At 59.9% G+C, this 18,643-nt stretch carries 17 protein-coding genes; 5 read left to right on the forward strand and 12 right to left on the reverse strand.

Annotated elements, in window-relative coordinates; genetic code table 11:
- Positions 1-8 precede the first annotated feature (8 nt).
- From efeB to efeU, 3 genes are read right to left on the reverse strand one after another with little or no spacing between them, the layout of a single operon-like run.
- Entirely contained in the window at positions 9-1,316 is a 1,308-nt protein-coding gene (gene efeB, locus BLR72_RS21600; protein WP_091951892.1) for an iron uptake transporter deferrochelatase/peroxidase subunit, read from the reverse strand.
- A 5-nt stretch (positions 1,317-1,321) separates the two neighbouring features.
- A complete protein-coding gene (gene efeO, locus BLR72_RS21605; RefSeq protein WP_091951894.1) occupies positions 1,322-2,512 on the reverse strand; it encodes an iron uptake system protein EfeO in 1,191 nt (396 codons plus the stop codon).
- A gap of 14 nt (positions 2,513-2,526) precedes the next feature.
- On the reverse strand, positions 2,527-3,369 hold the full coding sequence (efeU, locus tag BLR72_RS21610; protein ID WP_091951895.1) for an iron uptake transporter permease EfeU: 843 nt from the start codon (positions 3,367-3,369) through the stop codon (positions 2,527-2,529).
- Between the two features lie 324 nt (positions 3,370-3,693).
- Between efeU and BLR72_RS21615 the strand changes: the two genes are divergently transcribed.
- Genes BLR72_RS21615 through BLR72_RS21635 form a run of 5 tightly spaced genes read left to right on the forward strand, consistent with a single transcriptional unit; the run spans position 3,694 to position 7,520 of the window.
- The gene (locus tag BLR72_RS21615; RefSeq protein ID WP_091951897.1) at positions 3,694-4,365 is read left to right on the forward strand and encodes an amino acid ABC transporter permease; all 672 of its coding nucleotides are present in this window, start codon (positions 3,694-3,696) and stop codon (positions 4,363-4,365) included.
- Positions 4,365-5,036 carry an amino acid ABC transporter permease gene (locus BLR72_RS21620; protein ID WP_091951898.1) on the forward strand — a complete coding sequence of 224 codons (672 nt, stop codon included), beginning with the start codon at positions 4,365-4,367 and terminating at the stop codon, positions 5,034-5,036. The genes BLR72_RS21615 and BLR72_RS21620 overlap by 1 nt, the downstream gene beginning before the upstream one ends.
- A 1-nt stretch (position 5,037) precedes the next feature.
- On the forward strand, positions 5,038-5,772 hold the full coding sequence (locus BLR72_RS21625) for an amino acid ABC transporter ATP-binding protein (protein WP_091951900.1): 735 nt from the start codon (positions 5,038-5,040) through the stop codon (positions 5,770-5,772).
- Between the two features lie 3 nt (positions 5,773-5,775).
- On the forward strand, positions 5,776-6,726 hold the full coding sequence (locus BLR72_RS21630) for an isoaspartyl peptidase/L-asparaginase (RefSeq protein ID WP_091951902.1): 951 nt from the start codon (positions 5,776-5,778) through the stop codon (positions 6,724-6,726).
- Positions 6,723-7,520: a transporter substrate-binding domain-containing protein gene (locus BLR72_RS21635; protein ID WP_091951904.1), complete on the forward strand. Its 798-nt coding sequence runs from the start codon at positions 6,723-6,725 to the stop codon at positions 7,518-7,520. The genes BLR72_RS21630 and BLR72_RS21635 overlap by 4 nt, the downstream gene beginning before the upstream one ends.
- A 40-nt stretch (positions 7,521-7,560) precedes the next feature.
- Here BLR72_RS21635 and BLR72_RS21640 read toward each other — a convergent pair whose 3' ends face one another.
- The 9 genes from BLR72_RS21640 to BLR72_RS21680 form a co-directional block, all read right to left on the reverse strand.
- Positions 7,561-8,559, reverse strand: coding sequence for a LacI family DNA-binding transcriptional regulator (locus BLR72_RS21640; protein ID WP_091951906.1), 999 nt, complete (start codon positions 8,557-8,559; stop codon positions 7,561-7,563).
- A gap of 150 nt (positions 8,560-8,709) precedes the next feature.
- Positions 8,710-9,729 (reverse strand): UDP-glucose 4-epimerase GalE, encoded by a 1,020-nt coding sequence (galE, locus tag BLR72_RS21645; protein WP_091924556.1) that lies wholly within the window; start codon positions 9,727-9,729, stop codon positions 8,710-8,712.
- Positions 9,730-9,785: 56 nt separating this feature from the next.
- On the reverse strand, positions 9,786-11,003 hold the full coding sequence (locus tag BLR72_RS21650; RefSeq protein ID WP_091951907.1) for a hypothetical protein: 1,218 nt from the start codon (positions 11,001-11,003) through the stop codon (positions 9,786-9,788).
- Positions 11,003-12,190 (reverse strand): polysaccharide pyruvyl transferase family protein, encoded by a 1,188-nt coding sequence (locus tag BLR72_RS21655; protein ID WP_091924550.1) that lies wholly within the window; start codon positions 12,188-12,190, stop codon positions 11,003-11,005. Before BLR72_RS21655 ends, BLR72_RS21650 begins: the two co-directional genes overlap by 1 nt.
- Before the next feature lie 45 nt (positions 12,191-12,235).
- Positions 12,236-13,564, reverse strand: coding sequence for a glycosyltransferase family 4 protein (locus tag BLR72_RS21660; protein WP_091951909.1), 1,329 nt, complete (start codon positions 13,562-13,564; stop codon positions 12,236-12,238).
- The gene (locus BLR72_RS21665) at positions 13,565-15,802 is read right to left on the reverse strand and encodes a glycosyltransferase family 2 protein (RefSeq protein ID WP_027232968.1); all 2,238 of its coding nucleotides are present in this window, start codon (positions 15,800-15,802) and stop codon (positions 13,565-13,567) included.
- A gap of 16 nt (positions 15,803-15,818) precedes the next feature.
- Positions 15,819-16,595 carry a hypothetical protein gene (locus BLR72_RS21670; RefSeq protein ID WP_027232969.1) on the reverse strand — a complete coding sequence of 259 codons (777 nt, stop codon included), beginning with the start codon at positions 16,593-16,595 and terminating at the stop codon, positions 15,819-15,821.
- An 11-nt stretch (positions 16,596-16,606) separates the two neighbouring features.
- Positions 16,607-17,863, reverse strand: a complete 1,257-nt coding sequence (locus tag BLR72_RS21675; RefSeq protein ID WP_091951911.1) for a glycosyltransferase family 4 protein — start codon at positions 17,861-17,863, stop codon at positions 16,607-16,609.
- On the reverse strand, positions 17,860-18,630 hold the full coding sequence (locus BLR72_RS21680) for a class I SAM-dependent methyltransferase (protein WP_244506797.1): 771 nt from the start codon (positions 18,628-18,630) through the stop codon (positions 17,860-17,862). The genes BLR72_RS21675 and BLR72_RS21680 overlap by 4 nt, the downstream gene beginning before the upstream one ends.
- Positions 18,631-18,643: the final 13 nt, after the last annotated feature.

An 18,643-nucleotide genomic window follows, 5' to 3' on the forward strand; every position in this document is an offset into this window, starting at 1 on the left:
TTATCCCCTTAAGATCTGACGCGGGTCACGGCGTGACCCGCTGCTTCGAGTAGTGTCCGGCCCAGGAAGTCGGTTTCATCAAGTGGGCCGGGTAGTGTGAAGAAGAAGCCGCCGCCGATCGGCTTGATGTATTCTTCCAGCGGTTCACCATCCAGCTGGCGCTGCACAGTGATGAACCCCTTTTCAAGATCGGCCTGGTAACAGATAAACAGCAGTCCCTGTTCAAGCTGACCGGACTTGCTGACACCATTCGAATAATTGAAGGGACGGCGCAGGATGAGATTGGCTCCGGATTCCGGCGTGCGCAGATTGGCAAGCCTGATATGGGCATCGAGCGGCGTCACCTTGCCCTCTGGATCCTTCGCATAGTCCGGTACGTCATGTTCGGTTTCACCCGAAAACGGAGCGCCGGTTGCTTTCTTGCGCCCGATGATGCGCTCCTGTTCGCCAAGCGGCGTCCGGTCCCAGCGTTCGACGAAGTTACGGATGATGCGCACCACCTGGTAGGAGCCCCGCCGCGCCCATTCGGGCTCATCGCTGTTCTCCGTCACCCAGACGATGCGGTCCATCAGTTCGGTATTATTGGCGTCCGGATTGGCCGATCCATCGCGGAAGCCGAGGAAGTTGCGCGCGCTTTCATGACTACCGTCGGGCTTTGGCGGCAACACAGGGACAGAGCCCTCCTGCTTCCAGCGCAAAACCAGAAGGTCCGGCATGGTCTTGATGATATCGCGCAGCGCGTGAATGTTGGTATCGGGCGTATTGGACGATATCTGCAACGTCAGATCGCCGTGGCAAAGGTCGCCATCAAGCGCGTCATTGCGAAACGCCTTCATTCGCGATAACCGCTTCGGCTTGTGTGCCCCGAGCCAATCGCGCTTGGCAAAGAACGACGAGCCGAGCGAGACCGTCATGGTCAAATTATCTGGCGGGACGACGGGCCCGAGAATGCCCGAATCCGACGGCGGCAATCTGTCGTCGAAAACAGGGGGCTTGCCGCCCTGCATCAGAAAAGCGATCCGTTCCGACAAGGTGCGGAACAGCCGCTCGACATCTTCAGGGGTCGAGGCGAGAACGTCAAAGGCTGCTATCATGCCGGCAGCCGGGCGGGGCGTAATGATACCGGCCTGATGTGCTCCGTAGAAGGGCTGACGCTCCTGCGTCTTATCACTGACCGGCGCGTCGGTGACCTGTTCCTCCTGCTTCGCGGCCGCGCTTGCACTGCCAAGCCCGGTGGCGAGGACACCGCCAGCCGCACCGACGCCAAACAGGACATTTCGGCGCGTGGTGACGAGGCCCTTGTCGTTCGCCGTCATCGTCGTTACTCCAATCCCACAGCGGCGTTGAGCTTGCCGATCGCATCCGCCAGCGCCTGCATCTTCTGCGAAAGGACCTTCCGGGTATCGGCATTGACGCCGTCATAGGAAGGATAGCCATCCGGCCCGCGAAGGGCTTTCAGCTCGGTGCTCACATCAGTCAAACGCAACTCAATATCCCCGACAACCTGCGGGGCTGCGGTCACCGCGACGGGCTTCAGCAGCGCCATCATCCGCGATACGCCCGCGACGTTTGCCTCGAAGTCGGAAAGATCGGTCTGCGCGTAGTGGTCGACACCCGCAGCCACCTTCGTCTCTGCCGTGGACGCCATGAGGCGCTGCGCACCCTCGGCGATCTGCTCTGGGGAAATTCGCAAACCGCGAATGCGGTCTTTCAGTGCCGTCACGTCGGCCAGCAGTTTGGTCGAATAGTTTTCGAGACCCGCCGTGCTTTTCTGTGTGTAGAGGCCGTATTCGATGCGATGGAAGCCGGTGAACGCCGGATCCTGCTCACGCTTCTCGAGATAATCGGCGACAGGATCGATGGCATTGTGAAGGTCCGCGAATTGATCTGCCATCGGCTCGATCTGCTTGTAGGGAACGCGCGCGCTTTGGTAGGCTGCCTTGGCCTTCTCGAGATCGCCCCCCTTGATGGCGGCATCGAGGGCCTGGCTCGCCTTGATGAGGCTGTTTGCCTGGGTGACGAGAAACACCTGGAATTCGGCGAGCGGCCCCAGATAGGCGCGTAGTGCCGGCCGCGCCGCCTCGGCGTCGGATACGGCGGACGGTGTCACATGCAAAGTTCCGCGCGGATTGTTGAGGAGCCCACAGGTGATCTCATAATCGCCGGGCTTCAATTTCGCCTGCAGTGTCTGGCTGATTCCCGGCGCGATATTCTCCCGCTCCTCGATCACCATGACGCCGTCGAGAATTTCCCACTCGAGCGCGCGATCCGATTGGTTGACGATCGTGAACGTAGAGGGACCGGCGGCCACGGTAATCGCATTGGGATCGCAGGCGCCGTTCTTGATTGTAACCGTGATGGCATCGCCCGCTACCGCTGGCTTTACATTCTTCGATGCATAATAGAATGCGGCGCCGCCGGCGACGACGAGGGCCGCCGCCCCGACGACGGCCAATTGCATCAATTTCTGTGATGCCGGGCGAGGGGAGGCGGAGCCGGTGGATTGCGACATGAAGAATCGTCCGATCAGTTCGAGGGCTTGGTCGCTGGCGCGTTTGCGGCAGCCGAAACGTAAGGTCGCAAGAAAAAGTAGAGGCTGATCGCAAGGAACGAGAAGTAGACGATCACTTCGCCCAGCGTCGGCATATCCTGATAGCCGAACATGCCCGACAGGATGGTCCCGAGCGGGCTGCTTACAGGCAGGATTCCGCTCAAATCGATGACCACGGTCTGCAGGCTGTTCCAGACACCTGCCTCGTGGAAATGGCGTAGCGTGCCCGCCAGAATGCCGGCGGCAACAACGAGAATGAACAGGCCCGTCCAAAAGAAGAACCGGCGGAGATTCATCCTCACGCCACCGAAATAGATGCCGTAACCGAGCGCAATCGATACCAGAATGCCAAGGACAGCCCCAAGTGGTGCTTCGCTCGATGGGCTCTGCTGGAAGATAGCGAGCAGAAAGAACACCGATTCAAGTCCCTCGCGCGCCACTGCGAAGAACACCATGGCGATCAGCGCCGTTGCTTGCCCGGACGTATGGGCGAGGGCCTCGTCGATATGCGTATGCAGCTCGGATTTGATCGAGCGCGCGGCCTTGCGCATCCAGAAAACCATGGACGAAAGCACGACGACCGCTATCAGGCCGACGATCGCCTCGAAGAACTCCTGCGCCTTCTGCGGAAACTGGGCGCTGACCAGTTGCAGTGCAGCGCCGACAAAGAGCGACAAGGCGACTGCAAGGAGAACGCCTACCCATACGGCAGGCATCCATTCACCGCGTCCGGTCTGCTTGAGATAGCTCGCGACGATACCCACGATAAGTGCTGCCTCGATACCCTCGCGCAGCATTATCAGAAACGGAACAAGCATGAATTCGAACCCCAGCGCAGGCTTTGCCGTGCGAATGACACGGCTTATACGCGGGCCGAGTCATAAACTTTCGCTAAAAACGAAGCAATAACAATATATTAGAAGTGTTCTAATCTATATCTGGACTGAATTCCTCAATTATTTCCGTATCTTGAGTGCGTTTATCCACTATAGCGGTTATTGGCTTCAAGCGCCGAGGTGGAGAGCTGCCGCATTATTGCCATAATTCTGAACGGCGCTTGATAGAACCTTGTCGATCTGACTTGACACTCTGTCTGCGTTCGGCAAATGTGAAACCGGTTTCACTCGCTTTGGATTAGCCGTTTGAAATTTGACCTGATGATACTGGCGCCGCACGTGCCATTCTTGCTGAAGGGCGCGCTTCTGACGGCCGAGGCCTGCGCACTGGCCTTGCTCGGCAGCCTTGTCATCGGACTTCTCGTTGCGGCCCTGCGCACGTCATCCTCGCCCCTCCTGTCGCGTGCCGCTTTCATATATGTGGATCTGTTCCGCAATATCCCGTTCATCGTCCAGCTGTTCTTCTTTTTCTACGGGCTTCCGGAAATCGGCATCTACATCGATGCCTTCACGACCGGAGTTCTCGCGCTTTCGATTGCGGGAGGTGCGTTCAGTTCCGACGTCCTTCGCTCGGGAATTCTCGCCATCGATACAGGCATCCTTGAGGCTGCCGAGGTAAGCGGGCTCTCCAAACCGACTATATTTCGCAAGATCGTTATGCCGATTGCCCTGCGCACATCGATAAGGCCGCTTGGTTCAGTCTTCATCAATCTGGTGCTGACCTCGTCGATTCTTTCGACCATCACTCTCAATGAATTGACCGGCTCGGCGAAAATTGTGGCCTCCGATACGTTTCGCCCGTTCGAGGTCTATGCTGTGCTCCTGATCGTCTATGCAAGCTTGACCTATCTTATCTCGCTCGCGATAGGGGCACTGCATCGGCGCCTCAATCGCGACCGCATGCCGGACGTCGCCTGATGCGGTATACGAGCTTCACCTCCTATGACCTGATATTGCTGGGGCAGGGGCTCGGCGTCTCGGTGGCGCTCTTTCTTGTAACGACGCTCATCGGATTCCTGATCGGCACGATATGGGCGGTCATACGCTTTTATCGCGTGCCTCTGCTTACGCCGCTTATTACATTTCTCGCGGAGCTCCTTAAAAACTCGCCGGTTCTGGTCCAGCTGTTTCTTGTATTTTTCGGCCTGCCGGCACTGTTGAAGATCAACGTTACGCCGGTCGAGGCCGCTGTCATTACGCTATCTGGCAACACGGCTGCCTTCATTTACGTGATAGCCGTTGCGGCGATCGAATCTATCGGCCGCGACCAGATCGAATCCGCGCGCGTTTTCGGCCTGTCGCGCTGGCAAATATTGCGCCACGTCGTTGCGCCGCAGGCGATGGCCTTTGCCATCGGGCCCCTGACGGGACTCCTCGTGAACCAGCTCCAGGTGACATCGTTGATCTCCGTCATCGGCGTCGTCGATCTCACCAAGATCGGCAACATTCTCAATCTGCGTACATTGAAGCCATTCATCGTCTGGACCGTTGTCGGCGGTCTCTACTACATCGCCGCCAAGCTCATCGCTCTTGGTGGCGCCCGGTTGGAGCGGCGCCTGCGCGCTCACACTGCATGGAAAGGTCTGTGAGATGATCCGCGCCCGCGGCGTACAAAAATCCTTCGGCCCCGCCGTGGTCCTCGACGGCATCGATCTTGACGTCAACGTTGGCGAGGTCGTCTCTATTCTCGGCTCCAGCGGATCGGGAAAGTCCACGCTGATCCGCTGCATGAACGGGCTCGAACGGCTCGACGCCGGGCTCATCACCATCGACGATTTCGATGTTTCGAACCCGAAAGACCTTGCCGAGGCGCGCAAGCGCTCGGCAACCGTGTTCCAGCTCTTCAACCTTTACCCACATATGACCGCAGTCGAGAACGTCACGCTTGCCCCGATCCACGTGCTCAGGATGCCTCGCGCGCAGGCCGAGTCCGAGGCCCGCGCCTTGCTTGATTCTGTTGGGCTCGGGGCGCGCGCCGACGCCTATCCGGCCCAGCTTTCAGGGGGGCAGCGTCAGCGTGTCGGAATCTGTCGCGCTCTCGCGATGAAGCCGCGCTACCTGCTGCTGGACGAAATCACCAGTGCGCTCGACCCCGAGATGACCGCCGAGGTGCTCAATATTCTCGCGCAGCTTGCGCGTACGGGCACGACAATGGTGTTCGTCACCCACGAGATCGAATTCGCGCGGACGATTTCCTCGCGCATCGTCTTTCTCGACAAGGGCCGCCTCGTGGTCGACCTGCCGACCGACCGTTTTTTTGCCGGCGATGGCGGGATGGCCAATTCTCGCATCGCCCAGTTCCTCTCCAAAATGCGCAAAGAATAGAACATGATCCTCATCGCAAATTCCGAGGCCTGGCCCGGTTTCGAAAAATCTGTCGAGCTCTTGCAGCAGAATGCCCACGGCATCGATGCAATGGTCGCCGGCATCACCGAGGTGGAGCGAGAGGTCAAGGTGCGCAGCGTTGGCTATGGCGGCTGGCCCAACATGCTCGGCAAGATGGAGCTTGACGCAGGCGTCATGGACGGAACGACGCGCGATGTCGGCGCGGTAGGTGCCGTGCCGGATACATTGGCCGTGGCTGCGCTCGCCCGCGAAGTCATGCGGCGGCTGCCGCATGTGATGCTGACCGGCGACGGCGCCCGACGCTTTGCAACCGAGATCGGATTTCCGCTCGACGACGTTCTTTTCGACGACAGCAAGCGTGTCTGGTGGCAAAGGCTCGAAAAGGAGCTCTCCTCAGAACAGTTGTCGGCGTTCCCCGACATAGCGCTCGCCCCCCTCAGCCGCGCCATCACCGACCCCGAACGGGTGCGCGACACCACTGTGTTCCTGTCGAAAGATATGGCGGGTGGCATCCATGCCGCCACCTCGACCTCGGGTTGGGCCTGGAAATATCCGGGCCGTCTCGGCGATTCGCCAATTGCCGGTGCAGGGTTCTATGCGGATAGCCGCTATGGCGCTGCCGCCTGCACCCACACCGGCGAAATGACGATACGCTGCGGCACGGCGCGCAGCATCGTCCTTGCCCTTCGCTTCGGCTACTCATTGCGAGAAGCGGTCGATATGGCGATCGACGATCTTGCCGAACTTGACACCGGTTTCCTGGCCGGGGTCGTCGTTCATGCAATCGATGCGGCGGGCAATCATGACGTCGCAAGTTTCCGCTGCCCGGGAGAGATCAAATATTGGTTCTGGGAGCCACAATTATCGAAACCTGAGCTGCGGATTGCGAGGCAATACGATCCACGGCCTACAACACAAAGGGGAAATGCATGAAAACCATGATTGCAAGGATTGCCGCCGTTGCTCTGACCGCGGCAGTGACATTTACCGGTGCCGCACAGGCCGGCAAGCTCGAAGAGATTCGCGACCGCGGCACAGTGCGCATCGGCGTTTCGCTCGGCGGCGAGCCGATCGGCTTCCGCGACGACAAGAACAATCCGGTCGGCTATGACGTCGATGTTGCGACGCAACTCGCGGCCAAGCTTGGCGTGCCGGTCGAATTCACCGACGTCTCCGGCGATGCACGCATTTCCATGCTGGTATCCGGTCAACTCGACATCGTTGTCGCCAATACGTCCGCGACGCTTGAGCGGGCAAAGACGGTCAACTTTTCCATTCCCTATAACCGCGCCGGCCTGCGCGTGATCGTCCAGAAGGATGCTGGCATTGCTTCGCTTAAGGACCTTGCCGGAAAGAAGGTTGTCGTCGGCCGCGGAACGACCGGCGAAAGCTTCCTGAAAAAAGCGGTTCCGGATGCTGAGCTGGTCTATACTGATAATTTCTCGCCGGATGGCGTCCTTCTGCTCCAGCAGAAGCGTGCCGATGCAGCGATCGAGGATTCTTCGCTCCTCGATTACCTCGCGACCAAAAACGACAACCTCGTTACCCTTCCGGGCCTCTTTTCCAACGACCCGATCGGCATTGCCGTCGCCAAGGGCGACCCGGAATTTGTACGCTGGCTCGACATGTTCGTTTCGGACTACATCCAGTCCGGCGCATATGAGGCCAACTACAAGAAATGGTGGGGCGAAAAGGCCAACCCGCCGACGCTGAATCCGCTCTGGTAAAGACAGGTATGGGCCGGCTTGCCGGCCCAATTCTTTTCGTTCAGGAACTGTCGCGCGCAACGAAATAGGTCGGAACCCGCACCAGAGTTCCGCCCGACCGAAACTCCTTCGGGTGCGTGAGGAACCGCAGAATCTCCTTGATATAGATCGACTTGTCATAGCCTATGGATGAAATCGGATAGGCCTCATACTCGGCCAAAGTCACGTCGTCGAAGCCGTAGAGCCGAAAGGCTTTGGGACGCGTCTGCAGGACCCAGTCTCTGTGAACATCGAGCACGCCCATGGCCATCGCGTCCGAAGTGCAGAATACGGCGTCCACCTCCTTCCAGTCCGGGGACGCCGCAAGGCGTCGCCCGCTCTGGTAGGAATAGTCGCCGCGCAACTCGCCGGCGAGCGCAATGTCGTTGCGTTGAAGTTCCGACCTGTAGTGTGCGACCCGTGCCTGCTCGACGGCCGATGCCGCACGCCCTGTCACAAGAAGAGCGGTGCGAACACCTTTGCCGGCAGCATCCGCAACTGCGGCCCTGATTCCGGTCAATTCGTCGGGAATAATGGCGGGAGCGGCGTCGTCACGCATGCCGTTCAGCATCAGCACGCTGTCATTACGAAACATCTTGCGCACCGTGGCGGCGTCGGCAAAGTCGGAGAAAACCAGCGCAGCATCGACGTGATAGGCAATGCCGTTGCGCAGGAACTCCTCGATCCCTTGCGAGGACCCGACCCGAACGAAAATCACCTGCTTGCCGATGGACTGGATCTCGCTGATCAGGAGATCGAACAGGTCGAGATCCGAAAGGTCGTGGATATGATTGACCACCACGGCAACGAGATTGACCGTCTTCGTCGTTAGGCTTCGTGCGAGGAGGTTTGGCTTGTAGCCGAGCGTCTGCGCCGCCTTCAGCACACGTTCGCGCTTGTCGGCCGAGACCGGCCTCGGCTCGCTCGAAAGCGCGCGCGATGCGATTGCACGCGAAACGCCTGCGAGTTCGGCGACGTCGGCAATCGTCGGCTGTCCAGTCCCCTTGCGCGGCTCAATCATGCAACACAGCCCCCCTTTACGGTCCGGCTGCTCCCCATGGCGATCGGTGCGGGGTGGCGTCCGACCACCCTCCTGCTTAACCGGTTCGCCGCATGGGGTTCAATGATAAAAGCGTGATCGTCAGCCGCCCAGGCCTCGATGGACACTCGTCTAGACGTTGGCGAGGGTCTTTTCACGCTGTTTGGCTTCCCGCGCCTGCAGTTGCCGTTCCCATGCAAGCGCGTCGCCGACGATCAAATCGAGATCGTCGCGTTTTGGGGCGAAGCCGAGCAGGCTGCGCATCCGCTCGTTGCCCGCCACCAGGATTGCCGGATCGCCCGCTCGGCGCGCCGCGAGTTTGACCGCAAAATCCACGCCGGAAACGCGCTTCACCGCATCGATGATCTCGAGCACCGAGTAGCCATATCCGTAACCGCAATTGGCGGCCGTGCTGCGCCCGCCATCCTCGAGATAGTTGAGGGCGCATAGGTGAGCCTGCGCGAGATCGCTGACATGGATATAGTCGCGCACACAAGTCCCATCCGGTGTCGGATAATCCGTTCCATAGACTTCCATATGCGAGCGTTCGCCCGTTGCGGCCTGGCTCGCGATCTTGATGAGGTGCGTGGCCCGCGGAAACGATTGACCGGACCGCAATTGCGGATCAGCCCCGGCAACGTTGAAATAGCGCAAGGCAACATAGTTGAAATCGGGATAAGCGGCGGCTGCATCGCGCAACATCCATTCGGTCATCAGCTTGGACGTGCCATAGGGCGAGATCGGCTGGTGCGGCATGTCTTCTGTAATCGGCGTCGTCTCGGGTTCGCCATATACCGCAGCTGTGGAAGAGAAGATGAAGTTCTTGATCCCTTCACCTATGGCGGTCTCGATCAGGTTTCGGGACTGGACCGTGTTGTTGCGATAGTAGAAGAGCGGATCACGCACCGAATCGGGCACGACGATCGACCCGGCAAAATGCAGGATCGCTGTGATTCCATAGCTGCGAATGACATCGCGGACCAGTGCCTGATCGCCGATATCGCCGCGCACCAGCGGCACGTCGCTTGGCACCAACCATGGAAAACCGCAGCTGAGATCGTCGAGAACCACAACGGAACGGCCGGCATCCTTGAGCGCCAGCGTCATGTGGCTGCCGATGTAGCCTGCGCCACCGGTAACAAGAACAGTCATGGGAAGTACTCCTGAAGGATTGAGAAGGTTAGGGGATAGACAGGTCTGCCAATCGATTACTGCGCCGTTCCTCCTCCCTGTCCCTTCGCTGTTCCTCCCATTGAAATCGTGACCGGCACGCGCACGAGGTCCCTGTCCCAGGTGACTTTGCATCCGGTCAACCGATAGCGTGTGAAATAGATGAAGGCATTGTCCCCGGTATCCTGGAAAGACGGTGCCTTGGCGTTGGGGTCGAGCAAGGCAGGGTAGAACACCCTGCCATCGGCCCCGCAACTCTTCTCCCACAGCAGCGGCGCTTCAAAAATGAGCCTTGGCTCCGACCAGTTCACCAGATCCCTTGAGGTCGATGCATAGATTCCGGAGGCGGTCTTGCCGTCCTCGGTGCGCCGGTCGCCGAAGACGGCAATGACTTCACCGCTGCCGCGATGTTCGGATATCGAGCCGATCATGCGGCCGATTTTATTTGTAGATACGGGCGCACAGACATGATCCTTCGCGTTTGCCGTCTGCTGGCGGAACGGATCGATGAATTGAACCGAGAATTCCTTGCCGTCCCAGGCGCGCCAAGAAGACGGATCGCCAAGGTCGCGCGTGCGCAACACGCAGTTGCCGCGCTTCTGGTCGCGATAGCCATCCGCGAAGACCATGGCGTAATACCAGCCGTCGCGCTGGATTATATTTGTCGGATTGGCATAGCCGACGCGTGCCTTGCGATCGTTCGGGAAAGGGTAGGGGAGGTTCGCAACCATCGGGCCGGCACCTGAGCCAGTTTCCGGTGCAAAGTTCTTGCCGCCATCGCGCGACACCAGGGCGGTGACCGTATTCAACAGGCAGGAACTATAGGATTTGTTGCTGCAAAGACCAGGGGCGCGATTGCCGCGCAGTTCCATATGGGCCAGCGCATAGACGGTCTTGCCATCGCCGGTCCACACACCGCTGATCCAGCCCATATCGTCATACTGGCCGAGAACATTGGATTTCTTCGCCTGGTAGATGACCGCACATTCGGGCTGCAGGTGACTGAGATCGCGGCCGCTGAAGCGGCGATTGTCATTGTGGCTGGCGATCAGGTGGACCTTGCCCTCAGAGTCGCGAAAGGCACGTGCCGGCGCATCGGGCACGTGCGACTTGACGCAGGCCTGCTTTGCCCAATCGAATACCATTTCCTCCGGGCCGGAAACGGCGAGCGTGGCGCTCGGCGTCTCCTGGCCAAGAGCAGGCCCAGCCACCGCCAGCACGAGTGCGGCGGCGGCTATGGCGAAGCAATTGCCCATCAGGCAACCTTGCGGACAGGTTCTTTAATGCGCTTGCTCGTGTCGGTCATCTTGTGGTCGACACCGTTTTCGGTGAGGAAGCGATGCATTTCACCATAGGTCTGGTACCAGGCGCGATTGTACTTGTCGAAGAGCGACTGATCCCAATAGTCCTCGAGCTTGAATTCCTTGTTGCTGAAGACGTCGAAGCTTGGAATCTGGTACGTCTCGGCGAACTCAACCGTACGGCTGTCATAGGTGAAGTAGATCGACGGGGTGCCGTTCGACAAGGCCATCAGGTTGCCGTGCAGGCGGTAGCCGAGCACGAGATCCTTCGACTGAACGAGATCCTCGTAGTCAGCAACCACGTCCGAATAGAACATGCGCTCGCGATAGAGCTTCTCGACAGTCTCGTCGAGGAACCAGTCAGAGACCCACTTGTTGGCCTTCAACGCTGCGATGGCTTCCTCTTTCTGCTCTTCCGTGCCGAAGACGAGCTTCTTTTCCTCGACTTCGCCCTGCGACATCAGCACGGCGTCAAAGCGTCCGGCAAGTTCCTTGACGAGATCACGATGGAACGTCAGGTAGCGCTTGATATCCTGCGCATAGGTCGGCGAGACTTCGCGGCGCATGGTGATGCCGATGTTCTGGACATCATCGAGCGCCGGCAACTTGATGCGCATTTCGGGGTCGTTACGGCGGAACGCCGTCGGGCAGCCGACGATGCGCACATTGCGGATACCGATATCCCACAGCACCTGCGCCGAATAGGCGCCGCGCACGCCGATAGACGCGGTGGAATCGGCCATCATGTGGAGGACGGTCTTGGTTTCCTCGGAAAGCTCGAGCTTGCCCTTGACCGGAGCCTGCGCGCCGATGCCGAAGGCGATGACCGGCAGGCCGAGACGCTTCAGAACCGGGATGGTCTGGCTCCAGCCCATCGACTGATGAACGTAGTTGGAGCCGCGCAGGAAGACGTAGTCATACTCCTCCCGAAGGCGGTCGATGTCTTCCATCTTCGGTTCAGCAATCGGCAGTACGCCGAGCTTGTCGTAATTCATCAGCTTAAGCGACGAGTCGAATACGAAAGCATCGCCAATATTGTGATAGTGGTTGATGCTGCGCTGAACATCCTTGTAGTTGTACCAGCGAACACTGTCGTGATCGTACACTTCGCCTGAGGGGATCATTACGAGTACGCGTGCCATAGAAATTACCTCCGTTTGGCTTTCGGACTTAACGGTGTTTCAGCGTCAACTCGCTTGCGAGAGAACGATGTCCGCATTTGTCGTGACATTTATCGGTTGGTTGCGTGTCGATTTCAGTAGTCGTTCATAGAGTTCCAGGTGCGCCTCGGCACACTCGATGTGGTTGGTCGGTTGGCGGATAGTTTGGTGCAGGCGCTCCCAGATCGTCTGGTCGCTGAGAACCTCGGTGAAGCGGTCGGCAAGGTCTTCGGCGCTGCGGACGCGGAAGTGCAGACCATCCTCGCCGTCGCGGACTTTTTCGGCCATGCCGCCGATATTGGAGCAGATGATCGGCCGGCGATGGTGCAGCGCCTCCTGAATGACGATGGGGGAATTTTCCCACCACACGGAAGGCATGACCACCCAGTCGACCGACTGCATCAGGCGCGGCATTTCTGAATTCTGGTAAGCACCGTAGAAACGCACGCGCGATCCTGCGTCCTCGATGAGCTTTTCCATGCGATCCTGGAAGTCGCGCGGCTGCTTTTCGAGATTGCCGCCGAAGATCATCAGGCGCGAATCCTCGCCCCAGACATCTTCGGGAACACGCGAGACCGCGTCGATCAGCACATCGACGCCCTTGAACGGCGTCATCTGGCCGAAATAGGCGAAGCGGCCGCGCCGGGGCTTTGGTCCGGTCAGTTCGCGTGGCGGCGTAACACCATCAATGAAGATGCCGTTTTCGATCACGCTGAGTTTTTCGGGATCAAGGCCCCATTCGGCATATTTGCGCGCAAGGAACATGCTTGGGGAAACGAACCCGTCGGCGAGTTCGAGCATGCCGCGGACGAAGCGCTCGCGCTTGAGGAAGCGCGCCGGCGGAATGTCGGGAAAACAGCCGTGGCAATCAATGGGCGAGGCCTCGTTGCAGAGCTTGGCCGATCCTGCCTTCACCATCTGCCCGTGATTGTGGCAGATCGACAGGAACTCATGGAACGTGACGAGGATCGCAGTATCGGGCAGCGCCTCGCGAATTGCGTAAAGCGCCTCAAGTCCAAGACCGAGGACGTGGTGGAAGTGCACCACATGGGGATTGAGGTCACCAACGAAGCGCAAGAGATCGCGGCGGATCTCGTCTGTATTGTTGTTGGAGAGATAGAAGTGATCGTATTCATCGGCGTGAAACAGGATCTCGTCGCTGCTGCGTCTAAGGCTCATCAAGGCCGTCGTTCCATGGCGCGGGATCGGATGGCCGGCGCGCGCGAGATAGACGGACTGGACGCCCGAAAGCGTATTCAGACCCTTGTGAAGATTATAGGAGGCGATTTCTGCGCCGCCCAGGGAAATGCTCGGGTGGGCGTGCGAGACCACGAGTACCCGAAGTTGTTCAGTCATCTATTTGACCTCCGATGGCATGCCATCTTTCGTTAAAATCTTAGCCCAGCGGGAATCGAATACCTGGCGGTCGATGCGCTCGATCAAGGCAATCGTCGAAGCCTTGTCGGAGACGGATATGTCGTCCGTTCCGAGCATCTGCGCCGAAGGCAGCCAATAGGACTTGAGGCCGGACTGCTTGAGTTTGAGGCCGAGATCGAGGCCCTTCTCATGCGTGCCGAGATAGCCGCGGGTGAATCCACCCACGGAAAAGAGAGCGTCCCTCGGCAGAACGCAGCATTCGAAGGTGGCCGTGGCGACCTCCGTCGTACCCATGCCGGTGACGGCATCGATCGGGTAGCCGGCATAGCGGCTGATGAGCGCCCGGTCGGACTGTGAGCCGGCAACCCATGTGCCTGCCCAGCGGATGGAATCATCCTCATAGGCAAGGGTCGGTGACAGCACGCAGGCCTCGCGGTCATGATAGGCCGCAAGCAGCTTGTGGAACCAGCCATTGTTGCGCGGCAACAGCGACGCGGCGAGGAACACCACGGTCTCGGTGGAAACGGCGCGTGCGCCGACTTCGAGCGCATCGTAAAGGTCTTCCGAACCGCTCGCCGATACGAGCCGCAGGCGCAAGCCGTAGAAATTGGCCAGCCGGCGCACATGGACGCCGATACGGTCGATCAGTTCCGCTGCAGCGGCAATAACGATGGGCGCGCGGCGCGTTTCAGGGTCGAGCGCAAGAAGCGTCAGGAGCGGTGCGATTTCCTCAACGCGTTCGTCGACGCCGATGACAATGGCCGGTCCTTCGGCTTCCTCGAAGGCGCCGACATCGACGACACCGAAGATCTCGGGCGCCGGGCGGCTGACGACGCGCAGCAAAGGCACGAGTTGCTGGTCGACGATATGGCGCAGCGCCCAGGCATTCGGATCGATAGCGCGGATCTGCCGGACAACCGCATCGCGCGAGGTGATGCGGGTCGGCGTCAGCGGCATGAAGGCACGGCGCGTATCGCTCAAGGTAAGTTCGAGATAGAACGGCGCCGTACTGTCGCCCTCGAGCTCCGGTGCAAATGCAACAAAGCCGTGAGCATGCCGGTTCGGGTTGAGGCCAGCATTGAACGGCGGCTGGTTGTCGAAGCCGCGGGTAACGTCAGGTCGGTCGATGCGCGTCCAGTTGCCGTCGAGCTGCGCTTCGCCGCGATGCCGCCGCAACTTGACGGCTTCGACGTGACTGTCGGGATCAAGCAGCCAGCCCGCGATCAAAAGGCCGCTGCCCTCGACGCGGTAGGCGTTGTCGATGCCCATGCGCACGGGAAATGGCAGGCTCGAAACCGTCTCGGCGCCGTCAAAGCGGTTGGCGGCGGAGCGCATACGCAGGAGGATTTCCGTCGAACTGCGAACACGCGGCAGGATCGCTCGGACGTGGCCGGGCGTCTCGCGGTTGCCGGCGATGACACGGCGGTCATAAACTTCGGTGAAGCGCCATCCGCGACGTCCGCGGAACAGCAACCGCTCGATATCATTCGGCTCGACCGCTTCGCTGGCAAGGAGCAGACCCGCAAATCCCGATGCCTGGTCCTGAAGATCCGGGCGGGCGAAAACACTGATCGAGCATTCGGCGATCGAAGGGGTTTTGCCGCTGATCAGGAGACGGGTCACCGAAGGTGTCAGGTCCTGCGCCCATCCCTGGACGAAGATTTCGCCTTCATCGCTGCCGCCGATAAGTTCGACACAGCCATCCGAGCGCGCGCCTGCCTGCAGCAGCGCGGTGATCGCCGAAAGTTTCTTGCGGCCAATCGGGCCGGATATGAGGCCTTCCACAAGGCCGTCGATAACGACGGGCAGATCAGCGCCCGCAAGGTCGGTCACCATGGCGACGAGGTCGCCGATGGCGGCGGCGCGCCCTGCAAAGGCATAGCGTGTCGCCTGCGCCTTGTGCTGGAAGAGCACGGTCTTCAGTGATCGGCGGCGTAGAATATTCGTCGGCACGATGGCGACGAAGCCATGGGTACCGGCAGGCGAGGGCTCCTTCAGGTGCCAGCTGACAAGCGGCACTTTCAGGCTCATCGCCGGATCACCGTTCAGGAATACCGTGACCTGTTCGGAGGTCAGACCACCAATGCCGAGAACGAGAATGAGCGTGTCATCAATAGGGCATCCGACCACCATCTCGCCTTCCATCACCATCGGGTGACGTTCGGGCGCTTTGCCGGATCGGGACGCCGGCGTATGTTCTTTTTCGTCGGGAAGCACTTGCTACTCCATGATCTCAAGAAAAGGCAAACATCGCGACGGCGGCGCCGGCCGCGATGCCAACCAGAGTGAACAGCAGCAGAAGCAACGGTTTGGCCTCGCCGCCCGAACGCTTCTGCAGCGATTCGATGCGAGTCTCGAGACCAGCAACCACACCGTCCATACGCATGAGGTGAACATCGAGTTCGGTCAGGCGCTGGTTGATGTCGCCGCGCAGCGTCTCAATTGAACCGCTGATATCAACGAGATCGACCGTCGGGCTGTTGCCGGCACCGTCGATAACCGTCGTCGCGTGGCGCTGGATCGAGCGCTGATTGACTTGAAGCTGGCGCTGTGACGCCATCAGGACGTCGAGCTTGTCGAGGATCCGCGTCATCGGCGCCGCAATCAACGCCTCAGCAGCCTGTTCATCGGGGCGCGGCACGCGCAGCGGATGCTGCTTGCCGGCAGTCGTAAGGGCGACAACGCTAAGTTCGCCGGCGCGCCGTACCGCAAATTCCGGCAACATCACGTCGAAGGCGTGAAGGCCATCGCCGATGCCGTTGCGTTTCAAGTCCGGCCGGTCGCGGTCGGCGACGGCCTCGGCGATCGGTTTGCCGTCCAAAAGCACGCGGATGGTCAGGCGATTGGCGGGCGTTGCCGGATCGAAGGCCCAGCCAAAGAGCCTGCTGTTGTCGATCGCGTCGACACGGCCCTTGATGCCCTGCTGGCTATTATCCTGTTCAGGCGTGGCGCTTGGAGCGGCTTGAGCTTGCGCTGGAGCCTGCGGCGCCACTTTTGTCACGATGGACATGGTGTACTCCTTTAGGCTGCGACACGCACAGGACGCAGGCTCTCGATTAGTGCGAGATAGCGCAGTGCCGTCGTGTCGATGGTTTCGGGGTGACGCGCCCCATGGCTCAGGATCTCGCGCAGATCCGGGTCCTCCACGATACGCCGCATGGCTGCGGCCAGCGCCGTCGGGTCATTCGGCGGAACAGTCAGGCCGTTGACGCCGTCCTCGATCATCTCGGCCATGCCGCCAATATTGCTGGTGATGACAGGACAGTTCTGGCCTTGGGCTTCCTGGATGACCAGGGGCGCATTTTCCCACCAGATCGACGGCATGACCATGCAATCCACGGAACGGATCAGGCCAGCAATGTCGTCGCGGCGGTAGGCTCCCCGCCGTTGCACCACCGGCGCGGTTTCGGCGAACAGCTTGTCGATCGACTCGACGAAATGTTCGCTCTGGAAGGGAGCGGCGCCGTGAACCCGCACCTCGAAATCGAGACCTTCGGCAATGAGCTGCTTGGCCGCTTCGAGCAGGACCGTGCCGCCCTTCCATGGGTTGAGATTGCCGAAATATCCAAATACCGGCTTGCGACGTGCGGGCGCGTCAGTCTGCGCCGGAGCCGGGCGTTCGGGCTGGCCGTTCGGAATAAGGCTGATCCTCTCTTCCGGCAGGCCCCACTCGACATAGCGCTGCCTGAGGAAGGCGCTCGGAGCGACGTAGCCATCGACAACGCTCAGGAGCGATTTCAGATGGCGCTCGCGTAGGACGAACTTATCAAGCGGAATATCCTTGAAACAGGCATGGCAACGGTCGGGGCTTGCGCCGTAGCAGAGTTCCTTTTCCTTCGTTCGGACCATCAGACCGTCGTGGTGGCAGATCGGATAGTAGTCATGCAGGGTCATGACGATCCGGCAGTCCGGCAGCGTACGGCGGACGATGTGCGGAAATTCTGCGCCGAGCAGCAACAGGTGATGCAGGTGCACGATATCGGGGCGGAAATCCTGCAAGAGTTCAACAATATCCGGAACGACGCCGTAAAGGTCGATCTGGCTCATGAAGAACCGGTCGAAATGGCCGGACCACAACAGGACCTCGTCGCCACTCGAGCCGATGCTCTGGAAACTCGTGCCCGGGCGCTCCTGACGATGGATCTGGTTGGTGGCGCCGAGAAACAGGGCCTCGCAGCCCGCCCTCTGGTAGGCACGAAAAAGATCGTGCGCAAAGATTTCCGTCCCGCCCGGATGAAGGGCGGGATGGTTATGGGCAGCAACGAGAACGCGCGTCATCGGCCGTCCTCCCTGTATTCTGCGATGAAGACGTCCTGGTAGTGGTCGGCGGGCGCGCCGCGCCAATGACCAAGCGATTTCGTAACGATCGAAAGCCCAGCGCGGGTCAATGCGCGATCAAGGAAACCATCATCGAAGCCAACCGCCGCAAGCGGCGGCATTTCCGGCACGAACCAGCACGGACCTTCGTCATAGCGCTGGAACCCGAGACGCGCGTCACGCTTCTTCAATCTATTTTCTTGTGCGGACTGATCGACGACGAATGCAGTCATGAACACGCGCCCGCCAGGAGCAAGCACGCGTTCGACTTCGCGAAGATAGGCGGTGACTTCTTCGTCGGGCAGGTGGGTAACGACCGAAGTCATGATGATGAAATCAAACTGGCGACTATCGTAAGGCAGCTTCAGTTCGAGACCGTTGATCTCGCCCTTCGGATTATAGAGCGAGTGGGCGATATCCACCTGACGGAACTCGAAGTTCGGGTAGGCGGGGCTAACCATGCGCTGGCACCAGTTGATGCCCCCGGCAACGGGATCCATGCCACAATAGCTTCCATTGTCGCTGTCAAGATATTGCGTGAGCGGCACCGCCATGCGGCCGATGCCGCAGCCGATGTCGAGAACGCGGCTTTGCGGCTGCAGGCCGCCCATACGAATGAAGTGGCCAAGAAACTCGGCGCCCACAGCCTGGAAATCGCCATCGCCGACAAAGATGCTGTCAGGGTCAGGGCGCGGCAGGAAGCGGTTGCGCAACACGGCATCCGTCAACCAGCGGACATGA

Origin of the sequence: Phyllobacterium sp. YR620, from assembly GCF_900104165.1 — a bacterium.
Classification (GTDB): Bacteria; Pseudomonadota; Alphaproteobacteria; order Rhizobiales; family Rhizobiaceae; genus Phyllobacterium; species Phyllobacterium pellucidum.